This is a genomic window from Paenibacillus albidus (genome assembly GCF_014644435.1).
GTDB lineage: Bacteria > Bacillota > Bacilli > Paenibacillales > Paenibacillaceae > Paenibacillus_AQ > Paenibacillus_AQ albidus.
This window is the reverse complement of sequence record NZ_BMKR01000018.1, coordinates 41,864-55,904: the sequence shown is the minus strand read 5'-3', so window position 1 is coordinate 55,904 and position 14,041 is coordinate 41,864. Positions and strand designations below refer to the sequence as shown.

Here is a 14,041-nt window from a genome sequence, read left to right as displayed (position 1 = left end):
AGGGAGGGGCTATAAGGATGATAGACACATTATGGCTGGTTCGGAAGACATTCTTATCTACCTTTAAGAATCCCATAAACCTCTTGTTATATTCGGTAGGCAGACTAGATTCGATGCTTGTAAGAGAGATTGAGGAGCCCGAGGTAAAGGATCTGATCGCCTCAGGAGAGCTGGATGCAGCGATCATCCTTCCTGCCGGTTTCACACAGAGCTTGATTGACAGTAAGCCCGCAGAGGTGCAGATCGTATCCATCAAGGGCGCACAGGTTACCGGACAGGTAGCTAATGGGGATGAGGTTAAGTTTAATGACCTTTATGAGGATTTCCAAAAGTCAGGCTTCCATTTATCAGCTGAGAAAGTAGAGAATCAATCCGTTAATCACAACAAGACTAATCAGTCGATAGGCTACCTGCTAATCCTTATGCTGGTGTCCTCCTCGAGCTTGTCGGGAATCCCTTTCTGGAGCATGTTCCTGATTCTTATGCTATTTGCTCTGGTGGCGATAAGTCTATCCCTGGCAATTGTGGCCTTCTCAAGCCGCTCCTCCATAGCCAGTGGAATGCAGAATATGATTCTTATTCCTATTCCTACCAGCCTGATGGCGGGGTGTATGTTCCCGATTGCTTTAATGCCGGCAGCGATGCAGCAGCTTGCGCACTTTCTGCCCCAGTATTGGCTGCTTGATACCTTCAGCAATTTACAGCAAGGGGTTTCGATGGGAGACCTATCTTTGAACCTTTTGATTCTAGCTGCTTTTGCCGGAGTTCTGTCTCTAATCGCCGTCTACAAGTTTGGCAGGAACAACGATACTCGAAGCTATATTTAAGAAAAACTCAACATAGCAAACGATAAGAAATATCAAATATTCCAGTATGCTATAATTGACAAAAAAAGCAAACAAAATGTGGATTCGCCATTAAGATAATTGTTGATTATTATTGGTACATTGGACACCCGGACTGTTATTTTTGGAGATGCACTCTGTAATTTCAGTCTTTAGTAGGAGGTGAACGATGATGAGTTCCGTATAATTAGGAATGGAAAGGAGAGTCATTCCATTAATCAAGATGGGCATCCTTATAGACGAATTGGAGGTTGAAAGGATTGAATGGGCACGAAAAAAGCACCAATGCACCAAGCCTGCTTCGCAATCGGTTCCTGCAGACGATTTTATTATCAAGCGTACTCCTGCAGATCGGCATCTGGGTACGGAATTTCGCTATTCTCCTGTATGTTGCGGATAGAACAAACAATGATCCATACGCCATTTCACTAATCAGTGTAGCTGAATTCGCGCCTATTTTTGTATTTTCGTTCATCGGAGGTACATTTGCCGACCGCTGGCGGCCGAAGCTAACGATGATCTGGTGCGATTTATTATCCGCGGTATCGGTATTCGTAGTACTTCTGACCATACATTACGGTTCTTGGCAATCCGTCTACCTGGTCGCATTCATCTCGGCTATTCTTTCGCAGTTCTCGCAGCCTTCAAGCATGCGATTGTTTAAGTATCATGTGTCGGAAGAACAGCTGCAGCAAGGAATGGCTCTATTCCAATCGCTGATGGCCATCTTTATGGTGCTTGGCCCTATGCTGGGTACCTTTATTTATAGTACGTTTGGCCTTGAAACATCAATCGCTGTAATGGGCGTGGTTTTTCTGCTTTCCGCACTCGTCCTTATTCGCCTGCCCGAGGATAAGATGGAGTCTCAAAAGGTCGCTGTAAAAGGGCAGTTCCGTAAAGATTTCATTGAAGGCTTCAGCTATGTCTGGCAAAGCCAAGTGCTGCGTATGCTCGGACTCGCGTTTATTCTGGCGGGACTCGCTGTTGGCGTAGCCCAAGCTCTCAACCTGTTCATCGTAACGGAGCGGCTGGGCAGGAGTGAGGAGTTCCTGCAATATCTGCTGATGGTGAATGGCGCAGCCATGCTGATCGGGGGCGGGATCGTAGCCGTCTTCGCGAAGCGGGTTCCGCCGCAGCTTCTTCTGGCGATAGGCATGCTGGCAGGCGCGGTCTGCACAGTCATTGTCGGGAATTCGACGAGCGTTCCGGTTACACTGACCGTTCAATTTCTGAATGGGCTTGCTTTCCCATGCATTCATATCGGGATCAGCACAATGATTCTGAAATGGTCACATTCTTCCATTGTGGGCCGGGTGAATGGGGTTCTGAATCCAATGTTCGTTGGTATGATGGTGGTTTCCATGTCTTTCGCTGGTGCGTTAAAGGATGCCTTTTCACTGGGTACGATCTATAGCGGAGCAGGATTATTGTTTCTTCTGGGCGCACTGGTCATGGTGCCGATCATGAACCAAAAAGCTCCGGATCACACACCTGCTGCACAAGAGACATAATATCGCGTTATCTATAAGATCTTAATGAAGAAGAGCCGGCCATGAAAAAATGGCCGGTTTTTTTTCATTTCCGGGTTGAAGCGGCAGTCAAATCCCTCTCAATCATTATGCTTTAAGGTTGCCATCGTATGCTTCAACATACGATTCAGGAGATTTCGCCGTCCCGTTTTTAGATCAAAAACGCTCGTCTTTAACGCATCACGAATAGGGAGGACCTCTGTAATTCTGCTGCCGTTTCTCATTCTTCGATCTACGCAAGTCGGGATGTAATCGATGTTAGTTATACTTGTATTTCCTTTTTGATCCTTTTTGATGTTAAGAGTAAGGATGATTCCGCTTTGTGTATAAGGATTATTCTTTAGTTTAGTCGAAACAAAATTACCCAACGAATAAATAACGAATTGTTTTTTCCCCCGAACTTCCATCGGTTGAAGAACATGCGGGTGTGATCCCAGTATGATATTAGCGCCATTTTTAAAGAAGAGGTTTACCAGCTGCTTTTGCCTTTTGTTTGGAGTGTACCGATATTCATTACCGAAATGCATATACAGCAAGACCAGATCGACTTTCTTTTTTAACTCTCGAATCTCCCGAATGATTTTGCCGGTTTCTATCCGATTGACCAGCCATGGCCGATTCGCCGGTACGGGAATCCTGTTGGTTCCTGACGTGTAGGAAAGGATCCCGATCGTAATCCCTTTTACGTTTTTGATCAGAGCGTTATTGGATTCCTGTAATGACCTAGCTGTACCGGTATGCTCGATTCCATTACGGTCCAGGACATGTAACGTCCGAATCAGGCCCGGGGCACCATAATCCATGCAGTGATTATTCGCCGTTACTAGTACGTCGAATCCGGTTTTTTTAAGCGCCGGAGCCAGTTCGTCCGGACACTTGAATATCGGACCCCCAGATCGTGGACTTTTCCGGGATTCTGGCCCGCTTCCGGCAAAGGTAGTTTCAAGATTACCGATCGTCAAATCTGCCTGTTTCAGATAAGGGGCCACTTTCGCGAACAGGGTGCCGAACGCATAGGTTCCGTTAGACTGTTTAGCATCCGAAATAATATAACGTTTGACCATAAGATCTCCGACAGCAGCTATTTGTATTTCCGTCATCGTTATCCACCTTTTTGCCGTTTTCATTAGAATATGGCAGAAAGGTGATATGGGTTATTGTTTATTGAAGACTAATTTCCTGGATTCCTATCGTGAGTGCGACGCAATCTACTTCAAGCAGGTTGAAATAGTTAAAAATGTAGTTGAAATTGTTTGTTTTTTTTCATACTGAAACCTGTATTATTAGAAATAAATAGACTATCAGAAAATGGCATTAAAGAAATAAAAAGCAAGAAAATGGCCGGCCTACAATTTTAGCAATCCCTATCCAGATGTCTCTTTTCAGGCGGCAACAGGATATATAAATAGGGACAAGTCAAAAGAAAGGGGCGTGAGTTAACGTATTGGCCGAAAAGTTCAAGAGAGTTAGATAGAAGAAATCATACTGAATAATCCGCTTCACAAGGAGGCTAATCCATGTCGGGAAATATTCAAGTTTTCTTCAAAAAAAGAACTCTATTAAGCACGGCGATAATAGCCACTGCCTTAGGCTTTTTATCGTTTGCTCAGCCAGTATCCGCCTACACCTTGTCAAACAACACGTTTAATATCAGTACCGGAGCAAATGGCGATATTTCCAGTCTGAAACTGACCGGCGACAATTTTCCGACGAACTATGTCATGAACAGCAGCAATGCCCCTAACCAGAATACGAGCGATCATCAGTGGCTGGGTGAATTGATGTTTACGTACCGCCTGAATAATGGGGCCTGGACTAAAGCCTGGACAAGCAAATCCGCCGATGCCCGCACACAAAGCCAGTCCGGTAATACCGTCAATATCACCTACCAGAACTCAGCAAACAGTGAGGGCATCCGCAATTTTCGGGTGAATGAGTCGTATTCTCTTGTAAGCGATTACTTGCTGTGGAGTATTCAGGTGACTAATACAAGCAATCAAACGCTGGAAATTGGCGATTTCGGACTTCCGCTTCCCTTTAATGAATTCTGGACCGGAGGAGGTGACGAGCAAATCTACGAAACGCGTGTGGTTACCCAATCCTTCATTGGTAACAACAGCTCTTATGTAACTGCCCAGAGACCAAGCGGCATTGGACCTTCTCTGCTTCTGGTGCCAGATGCTTCCACTGGAGCCGGGTTTGAATATATGGACAACTGGCGTACTCAAGATCATCCCGGAAGCAAATGGGCAGGGGATCAGGGCGGCTGGGTGGAAGGACTCTCTGTCTATTACATTCACTCCAACGTAATCAAAAGCACGGGTAGAGGTTATCTGCCCAGCAGCAGTCTGACGCTGGCTCCGGGAGCAAGCAAGACTTATGCTTTCAAGTTCTTCAAGTCACCCAATGAACAAGCCCTCCAAGACAAGCTGTACTCTGAAGGTTTGGTTGATGTTTCTGTCGTGCCTGGCATGATTGTCCCAACCGACCAGACAGCCAAATTCGATCTCCGCACCTCCAAAGAAGTCACCTCTGTAACGGCGCAATATCCAAATGAAACAACCCTTACTTCGCTTGGCAACACAGCCGGGGACCACAACCTCTATTCTTTAAAAATGAACCGCCTGGGTCCGAATAATATCACCGTCAATTATGGAGACAACGAGAAAACAGTACTCCAGTTTTACGCGATCGAGCCAGTGGATGCCGCACTTCAGCGTCATGCTACATTTATGGTAAATCATCAGCAATGGAATGTACCCGGTGATATCCGTGACAAGGTGTTTGATGATTGGATGATGCAGAACAACGCCAAACGGAATAATTTTGCCGGCTACTGGGGCTGGGGCGATGACTGGGGATATACGCATGGTCAATTCCTGGCCGAAAAAAATGTGCAGAAGCCGGTGGCTTCAGAAATCACGGCTGTCGACAAGTATTTGGAAACCGCAATTTGGGGGACTCTGATGGCTGACCATCATACCGATTATCTAATTCCCGATTTCCTTATGGCCCCACCCAATACGACTCCTACCTACCGGGGTTATGCTTATCCTCATATTTACAACACGTATTTCAGCATGTACAAGATTTCCAAACTGTATCCCGGTCTGGTAACCTACAGCCAGCCGAGCTCAACGTATCTGCTGCGGGCTTACAATATTATGAAGGCGCTTTACGACGGTCCGGTGGCTTATAACTGGAACACAGGGCTGATGGGTGAAGTGACCACGCCGGAGATTATCAAAGCCCTGCAAGATGAAGGATTCACCTCTCAGGCGAATGATATCATTGCCAAGATGAACACCAAATACAATAATTTCTCCAATACAACCTATCCTTACGGCTCGGAATACAACTATGACAACACCGGTGAGGAAGCCGTATATATGCTCGCTAAAATGAAAAACAATACAACCATCAAGAGCAAAATCAACACCAAAACCCGGGCCGTCCGGGGGAAAATGCCGGTCTGGTATTACCACTCCGACCCGGTCACCATCAATGGGGAGCCTTGGTGGCAGTTCCAGTACACCGCTTCACTAGCTGGAACGGCAATGGATGATTGGGTACGCAACCACTCCGCATCGCCGGAATACGAACAGCGTCTGACTTATGCTGCAAAGCTTGCGAACCTGAGTGCTATCAATTCCGGACAGATCAGCCCGGACCCCGCCGATATCGGTGCTGTGTCCTGGACCTACCAGGCTATGAAGGGTAATCATGGAGCCCTTGGTCTGGATAACGGCCCCCTGTTCAATGGCTGGAGAGGCATGTCCGGTGAAGCAGATTTAGGATTGTTTGGGGCCATTAAACTGCTTAGTTCCGATGTGGCGGTGGATCCGATTTTTGGAGTTTATGGCTATGGCTGCGACGTTACCGACAATGGCACCAGCTATGTGGTCACTCCTAAGGATGGTGTGTTCCAGCGCCTGAACCTGATTACGGAGAAATGGGGTATGGAGCTCGGCCGGGACAGATACACCTCGGCAACGGTAGCCAAAGCGAAGAACAGCGCCAACTTTACGCTCAGCAATGCTACACCGGGCACAGCTCATTCGACAATGGTGACCTTTACAGGAATGGCTCCCGGCACATATAACGTAACTGTCAACAATGTGGCTTCAGGAAGCTTCACAGTGGTCAGTGGTCAGCCGGCAAAGGCAAACCTGAACATTGGCACTGCTGCGAGCTATGCAATTAAGGTGCAGCAAGGCACAGTCGCTCCCTCGCCCAGCATAATTGTGAAATACAACATGAATCAGTCTTCCGGAGCCACTGTGTCCGACTCATCCGGCAGCAACAACCATGCCGCTCTGACAGGGACCACTTCCTGGGGGGGCGGACGCTCCGGAGCCGGCAATGCGCTGAATCTGAGCGGTACCAGTGCTTACGCTTCGCTTCCGGCCGGTGTGGTCAGCCAACTTAATGATTTTACGGTTTCTGCCTGGGTACGTATTACCGCCAACAGCGACTGGTCCCGGATCTTTGATTTTGGAACGGGAACCGATAGCTATATGTTCCTGGCCCCGCAGAGCGGCGATGGCGGGGGGATGAGGTTTGCGATTACGAGTGAAGGTAATGGCAGTGAGCAGCAGCTTACATCATCCTCACCGCTGGTAACGGGACAATGGAAGCATGTGGCTGTGACAATGTCAGGCAATACGGGTCGGATGTATGTCGACGGGGTACAAGTCGCGGTCAACACAGGCATGACCCTGAAACCGTCCAGTCTGGGATCCACCAGTCAAAATTATATCGGGAAATCCCAGTACGACGATCCGAATCTGGATGGAGCCGTGGATGATTTTATCATATACAGCCGTGCACTGAGCGCCTCTGAAATCACCGCTCTGTTCGGAGGAAACCAGCCGCTGGACATTCCCTCCGAGGAAGACTCGTTGATACAGCCTGAATCATCTGAAACAACTGAAGCTCCTGAAACTCCTGAAACTCCTGAAACTCCCCAAGATTCAATTGACCATCCATAAAAAGGGAGCTGCAGGAAAACTGTGCAGTATCAGTCTGTTCAAGAAACGGAGGTAATCTGAATGCGAAGAGGAGTCAGCTTGCTGTTGTGCTCTACCATGGTATTGGGTTTAACATTCTTGAATGGAGAGACAGGAAGTAAAGTCAGCGCTGCTGCTGCCAACGAGCTGTCAGTGATAGATATATTCGAACGTGAGGTGAACGGATATGGGGTTGATCTGGTAGACTGGCAGGGTTATCTGGCGAATCCCTATATCAAACTTACTGTTAAGCCACCGGCGAATGCTGTATATCCCCTTACGGTAACACTGCAGGCCGAAGGCTCTTCCCGGCTGATGATGGATTTGCCCAGTACCCTGTCTGCAAACGGTGCGACCAAGACGCTGAGGTTCGCAAACGCTGCGGAGTCCAAAAGCTTTCTGCTCGAAATTGCTCCTGACCGGGTTGGCGATGCAGGTAGTGTGGAGAACTATACGCTTTCAATGCAAATCCGTGAAAACAACGGCAACACGAGAACCCAGACGATGCCGATTCGGGTTCTCGATCAGGACGACAACACAGACAGCACTTTTCCGCTAGTGTTTGATTACCGTTATGACACCGTTAATCATTATTTTGACGATCCCGGAATCCGAACCGCCGCAGAGCGGGCGATCAAGGATTATTTCTACTTTCTGGATCTTCCGTCCTTTGATACGGTTCCTGCCGGAGACGAGGTCAATATTGTACCCAACGACAATTTTAACGGCAACACAACGGTAACTAACAATGCCCCTTTTAAGGGAGAGTGGATTTTCCTGCGGGGAATCAATGGTCCTTACTCCACAGGCTGGTCCTCCAACAACGGAAAATATCACAAAATTAATGGGGGCAATGCCCCTGGGAATTTGCACCGTTCACTTGGGGCGGCACTTGATTTCTATGAGAATACCAACGTCTTTACTTCGATCAACGATGATGATTGGTATAAGACGGACCTCAGCCAGGTCACCGATGTCTATGGCCTGATCATGCATGAATTTGGTCACGGCTTCGCATACAGCGACAGTTGGCCCGGGATGGTTGCTTATTATAACAGCAACGGTACCAATGATCCGGAAGTGATTGCTTACCAGGGCCATGCAGTGAAACTGGATAACAGCTATCACATTCCTGGTGATCAGGCCAGCTGGGATCGGATTAGTGGGCAGAGCGGAGGCTGGAACCATTTCTTTCCTACCCGAAGATGGCTGCAGACCAAGCTTTCCCTGCTGATAGCGGAGAATGCAGGCTGGAAGCTAAACAAGAATCTGACTCCATTCCTGGCGCCATCGATTACTACGAGCGTTATCCCGAATGGAACTCAAGGGAAAAGCTATACGGCACAGCTGATAGCCAAGGGAGGGGTGCCGTTCTATGACTGGACGCTTGAGAGCGGAAGCCTGCCGCCCGGCCTTTCGCTAAACCGCTTTACCGGAGCGATCAGCGGTACGGTGGCGTCTGGGGCACCGCAGTCCACCTATAACTTCACAGTCAAGCTGAGAGACTATGATGAGGCGAGTGAACCTGTTCTCAAGTCCTTTTCACTTAAACTGGGAGATGTGTCGAGTCCAGCTGCCATTTATGAAGCGGAAGGCGCGACAGTGAATAATGCTAACGTCAATGAAGCGGCTGGAGCTTCGGCCGGCAAATATATAGGTCAGATTGATTATGCGGACAGCTACGTTCAATTCACTGTTCAGGCAGCGGGGGCAGGTCCTTATAAGCTGGAGGTCCGCTATGCAAACGGGACTGGAACCGAGTCGACCCAAAGTATGAACGTTAATAATGGATCGACGTTGACCCTCAGTTATCCAGCCACGGCGGGATGGGGGCAATTCGGCACTGTGTCAACGACAGTCAATTTGAACAACGGTGCCAACACTATCCGCCTGTCCAAAGGAAGCGCAGGTTATGCCGAACTGGATTACATCCGTCTCATCCCGGTTTCACAGTAAATGTAGACCGGCTGCTCAGGTTGAATGAAATGTTTGTGACTGAAAACAGGTCGCTGGAATAAGTAAGGTGTTATACAAACATCCCATCAGAAATTTACTGGCGGGATGTTTGTGTTTGAAAGGAAGCAGCCTAGTACAGCAGCAGATTAAAAATACCAGCCTTCAATTTGTTCTAATGTATATAGTACATCAGAATGGTTTAAACGAGACTCAAACATTCATCATGATGTATTTTGTACATTCAAAGGATAGCCATAAAGCACTTTTCGGCTCATGCTGCGGTTCCTGCTGCACCAAATACACTGAAATCCTAAAACGAGCCTCCTTTTCCTCATACTGATGTATAAAGTGCACTCTAGCGATCTTCGCTCTAGGTTTACAGCGTGCCTCCCGGGAGGTAGCTTTCGAATGCGCCGTCTATTCCCATCTTTTAAAGGCTGATGGAGTACTAGTGCAAATCGATACTCATCCTAAGGTGATTCAGGTACTGCATTTCAATATCTGAACCATTTATTCTGTGATATAATTATCCAAATATAATGGTTTGTGGGGATGGTGCAGATGTCAGAGCAGCGAGTGTACGTCCGGTTCCCGGAGGATGCGGACGCCGAAGAATTGACAGCTATGTACAAGCACAATCGGGAGTTTTTTGAGAAATTTTCGCCAAGCAACCTGGAGGTCTATACGGAGGAGCACCAGCTCCAAATGATTATTAAGAGTAAGGCCGACAGAGCGGAGGACCGGAAATATGACTTCATGGTATGCCACACAGAGGACGACCGGATTATTGGTAACATAGGACTTTCCTTTGTGGCGCGGGGCCCGCTTCAGAGCTGTATGATCGGATACAGCCTAGATCAGGACTATAACGGGAAGGGCTATATGACGGAGGCTGTGAAGCAGGTGGTACGCTATGCCTTCGTCGAGCTGAAGTTTCACCGGATCATAGGGGAAGCCTCTCCCCGGAATCCCGGATCGATCCGAGTGCTTGAGAATGCCGGGTTCCACAAAGAAGGCATCTCCCGAAGCAATGTGAAAATCAACGGGGTGTGGGAGGATCATCAGGTTCTGGCCATAATTAATCCCGCCGATCTGTAGTGAGTAAGTAGGACGTTTGAGCAATAGCCAGTATTTTGGAGGTAAGCCCAACAAGGTAACTATCACGGGAGATTCTGTTGGGGCAACATCCGACGCGGATGGGAGTTGAAGCGATCAGATTGTTGACGGTGTTATCTCTTGAAGGCCGCCATATTGGCGGCTTTTTTTATTGTTGTTTGCGTGCCCAGAGGCACGCAATATCTAGTTGGTGCTGAATTCCTGTTATTTAGACTTTTTATTACAAAATATGTCATAGTTTAATATACAAATTATGTTACTTATTAACTATTTACATATTTTTTAGCTAAAGTTATCCTGTTAATAGGAAATGATTTCCTTTCTGTAAATTACAACTTTTTTTCGAAGTGTTAAAGGAGGGATGAAAGAAAAATAAAGCGTACCAATGTATGTCTTCCTCGTCGACTCAGAGTCAGGTGTGAAAAATTTAAAAATAGAGGAGCGAGAACTGTGAAAGTAATGAAAAAACTATTTGCTGGATTGATGATGTTTACTCTGATTTTTGGTGTATCTTTTGCTGGATCAGCATTTGCCAGCGGTGATGAGGTAAAGCTCATTGACTCGGATGTCAGCGTTATTTATAAACCTGGATATGTCGGATTCAGCGGAAATATTGATGTTGCTAATCTGGGACCCTCGAAGAATGTAACTGTCCATTACACGACAGATAACACAAACTGGTATGATACGAGTGCGTCTTATGTAGGGTCGGCGGATGTAAACCGTGAGAAATGGCATTTTGGCATTTCCAGAACTGATTCCTCAATAGATCATTTAGAGTTGAAGAATCTGAGCTTCATAAAATTCGCAATTAAATACGAAGTGAATAACCAGACCTATTGGGATAACAACGGGGGAGCGAATTATTACAATGAAGTGAATCATACAGTTCCCCTAAGTTCTGTGATTTTGGGAACACCAAATGTGCTTAACGCCAATAGTACCCTGAGCAATGGTGAATTTAGCGGAAATATCTATGTGAAAAACCTAAATCCGGCGAAAACAGTAAAAGTACTGTACACAACGGACGACTGGGCAACGACTCATGAGGGCTACGCCACTTTTAATGGCTCCGTGAATAATTTCGATAGTGTTGAAAGATGGAGCTACAGTTTCAATGTTCCGGATGCTACAAATGTTAAATATACGATTTCGTATACAACTGGCGGGCAAACGTATTGGGATAATAATTATGGCCATAATTACGAGGTATTCTAATTCATTTTAATATACAATCAATAGCAGGATCACAGGCGGCTTATTATTCCGCTCTGTGATCCTTTTCTCTGTAGAGACCGTTTTCAATATATATTCATTTTGTTTACTGATTATGTAAAAGTAGAGGAATATAGTCTTTTATGTGGAATATTTGTACCAGGAGAAAAAGTTCGAATTATGGGCAACTCAAATCGCTCCAAATCTAGAACAAGCACCTGAATTAAAGATTAAAGTCCAACAAATCGCTTATACAAAGCCCTTGGAACCGTTGACAATCTTTTGGGCAAAAGCAAATGAGGGGCTGTACAAGACGGTTGCCAGTCCTGACAAGACGAAGACTTATCCGGTCCTGAACGGTAATTACAGCAATATCCTTTTTGAGAATTACGAGACATCAAATTATTCGTAAAATAATCGGTTGGGAACTTGAGCTGTTGGACATCCAGCATGAATGGGTGTATTTCACCGCAAGTGCTGAAAACATGGAAATGGGAGGAACATTCGCCATTCGTCTGGACGGTTCAGGACTGCACCAGATCGGCAACAACGAATTTTTGCTATCCGACTACATAGGTAGCATTAAGCAGCATCTTGTATTCCAGAACCGAAACGACGGCTCATTTACGATTATGAAAGAGCAAACTCATTGAAAATGTTGAGTCAGGAGTAGTACTTACAGGTTTATCATCCGTGACATCTTGTTAAGTACTGTTTGATTGTAGTAAGCCAATTCTTTAATTATTGTAAGTCGATCAAGGTGGGCTCGAAGGCTTTGTCCACAAGTGTAATCTCTACTAAGAACTTCCAGCACAGCTTCAGACCTTACCCGGGACCTGAGATCGGGTAACAAGAAATGGAGCTCGGAAGCGAACTCTGGCAGGCGTATGCTTCTCCTGATCCGGTTCAAATGGCTGATCTGCTGGCAAACAAGAAGGCAGAACAGGCAGCCTCCGGCCCGCCTTTTGCCTATGAGCCTTCACAGCGCATCTCATGCGGCTGCCTTCGGAGCGGAACGGTCTTGGCATTATGGAACAGACTACGCTTCAGGCCGTTCATGATCGAGTACTGGATGGGTCAGCGGGCCGCATGGCTGTACAGGGGGCATCGACGAGTGGTTTGGAGGGCTGCATCTCAAGGGACATGAGGTTCTATGGCGTTGGGATGGTTTGGGTGGAGGTTTGTCCGGCATTGATGAAACTCGCCACCTATGGACTCGATTTTTCAATCCGAATAATAGATGTGATTTACCCTTTTGATTCTGTTCTTTTCTTTGACAATAGTTTTCGTATCACATGAATACAGAGCAGCAGTAAAGGCAAAAGAAGCCCTATAGATAACGTATAAGATAACCATACTGTCCCATCCCACATTTGTTGGTAAGGAACATTCGGATATATGACGACCGACATGACAACCAAGATCATTCCGAGAGGTAAAATTAGAGGGCGATAATCTTTCAAATTAAAAATTTGAGCTATGGCCAACACAATTCCATATATGTATATAGTGGCCCTAAAATAGAGCGAAATAAACCACATGACGGCCATGATGGCTTCAATGCGCTGCAGAAAATTGCCGATGCTGATTTTTTGGGCTAAGAAGTAGCTTGGAAATATACTTCTTGCCGTTAAATCAGGTCCTAAAACCAAAATCGCCAATGCAACAATCAGGACCATCATCAGCCCGCCAAACATGCTTCCGTTGAAAAAAGCTTTACGGGCGTTATCGATACGATTCACAGCCGGAAAAATCATTAACAAAACGATATGGGGTAGAAACAAAACACTAATAAAGGATAGTGCAGCAGGCCAGATCGGTCCTATTCCTGCCTCCAGCACAGGCTCGACATTTTCCAGTTTGATCTCAGGCGCAATTAAAATAACCAAAGAAATATAAAGAAGGATAAATAAGGGGAACAATAGTTCGGCAGAACGGGCGAACGTTTCAATTCCAAGCCGTGCCCCCATGACTACAATGACGGCAAAAAGAATATTCACGGATAGAGCCGGCGTTTCCGGCATGATTTGGGTGGTTAGAAAATTTCCTACATCATACAACACTGCGGTAGGACCACTCAAGAATAGAGTAACGATAAACAGAAGAGAAATGGTTTTGCCCAACCATTTTCCTAGAAGGGTTTCAATGATCTCAACCAATGTCATCCGTGGATAAAGGGTCGCTATTGTGTTGTAAATCCATACAAGTAAAAAACCGGATCCCACGCCAACGAGCGCGGCGATCCACGCATCCTGTTTGGCCAGGAAGGCCATACCTGAGGGGATGATCAGGATTGCGCTGCCGATTGTAAATAAAGTCGTTAAGACCATAAACTGACGTCCGGAGATTTTGACTTGCTTAGACACCACTT

Annotated in this window: 10 protein-coding genes; 8 read left to right on the top strand and 2 right to left on the bottom strand. The window is 46.5% G+C overall.

Going from position 1 to position 14,041, the window contains the following annotated elements; all coding sequences use genetic code 11:
• Positions 1 to 17 precede the first annotated feature (17 nt).
• Together IEY53_RS19895 and IEY53_RS19890 are read left to right on the top strand one after the other, a co-directional pair.
• Complete coding sequence (locus IEY53_RS19895; protein WP_189028050.1) at positions 18 to 827, top strand: ABC transporter permease; 810 nt, start codon at positions 18 to 20, stop codon at positions 825 to 827.
• 278 nt (positions 828 to 1,105) lie between these two features.
• Positions 1,106 to 2,356: an MFS transporter gene (locus IEY53_RS19890; RefSeq protein WP_189028048.1), complete on the top strand. Its 1,251-nt coding sequence runs from the start codon at positions 1,106 to 1,108 to the stop codon at positions 2,354 to 2,356.
• Positions 2,357 to 2,454: 98 nt separating this feature from the next.
• On the opposite strand, the gene IEY53_RS19885 is transcribed toward IEY53_RS19890, so the two are convergent.
• Positions 2,455 to 3,474 (bottom strand): CapA family protein, encoded by a 1,020-nt coding sequence (locus IEY53_RS19885; RefSeq protein ID WP_189028046.1) that lies wholly within the window; start codon positions 3,472 to 3,474, stop codon positions 2,455 to 2,457.
• Between the two features lie 417 nt (positions 3,475 to 3,891).
• On the opposite strand from IEY53_RS19885, the gene IEY53_RS19880 reads away from it, so the two are divergent.
• The 6 genes from IEY53_RS19880 to IEY53_RS19855 all read left to right on the top strand — a co-directional run bounded on the left by IEY53_RS19880 (position 3,892) and on the right by IEY53_RS19855 (position 12,817).
• Complete coding sequence (locus IEY53_RS19880; RefSeq protein WP_189028044.1) at positions 3,892 to 7,365, top strand: DUF5695 domain-containing protein; 3,474 nt, start codon at positions 3,892 to 3,894, stop codon at positions 7,363 to 7,365.
• A gap of 96 nt (positions 7,366 to 7,461) precedes the next feature.
• The gene (locus IEY53_RS19875; RefSeq protein WP_229696248.1) at positions 7,462 to 9,339 is read left to right on the top strand and encodes a putative Ig domain-containing protein; all 1,878 of its coding nucleotides are present in this window, start codon (positions 7,462 to 7,464) and stop codon (positions 9,337 to 9,339) included.
• 561 nt (positions 9,340 to 9,900) lie between these two features.
• A complete protein-coding gene (locus tag IEY53_RS19870; RefSeq protein WP_189028040.1) occupies positions 9,901 to 10,437 on the top strand; it encodes a GNAT family N-acetyltransferase in 537 nt (178 codons plus the stop codon).
• A 477-nt stretch (positions 10,438 to 10,914) separates the two neighbouring features.
• Positions 10,915 to 11,673 (top strand): carbohydrate-binding protein, encoded by a 759-nt coding sequence (locus tag IEY53_RS19865; protein WP_229696254.1) that lies wholly within the window; start codon positions 10,915 to 10,917, stop codon positions 11,671 to 11,673.
• 377 nt (positions 11,674 to 12,050) lie between these two features.
• Positions 12,051 to 12,323 (top strand): hypothetical protein, encoded by a 273-nt coding sequence (locus IEY53_RS19860; RefSeq protein WP_189028036.1) that lies wholly within the window; start codon positions 12,051 to 12,053, stop codon positions 12,321 to 12,323.
• A gap of 203 nt (positions 12,324 to 12,526) precedes the next feature.
• Positions 12,527 to 12,817, top strand: a complete 291-nt coding sequence (locus tag IEY53_RS19855) for a hypothetical protein (RefSeq protein WP_189028034.1) — start codon at positions 12,527 to 12,529, stop codon at positions 12,815 to 12,817.
• Between the two features lie 100 nt (positions 12,818 to 12,917).
• Here the strand turns inward: IEY53_RS19855 and IEY53_RS19850 are convergent, their stop codons facing one another.
• Complete coding sequence (locus tag IEY53_RS19850) at positions 12,918 to 14,036, bottom strand: GerAB/ArcD/ProY family transporter (RefSeq protein WP_189028032.1); 1,119 nt, start codon at positions 14,034 to 14,036, stop codon at positions 12,918 to 12,920.
• Positions 14,037 to 14,041 lie beyond the last annotated feature (5 nt).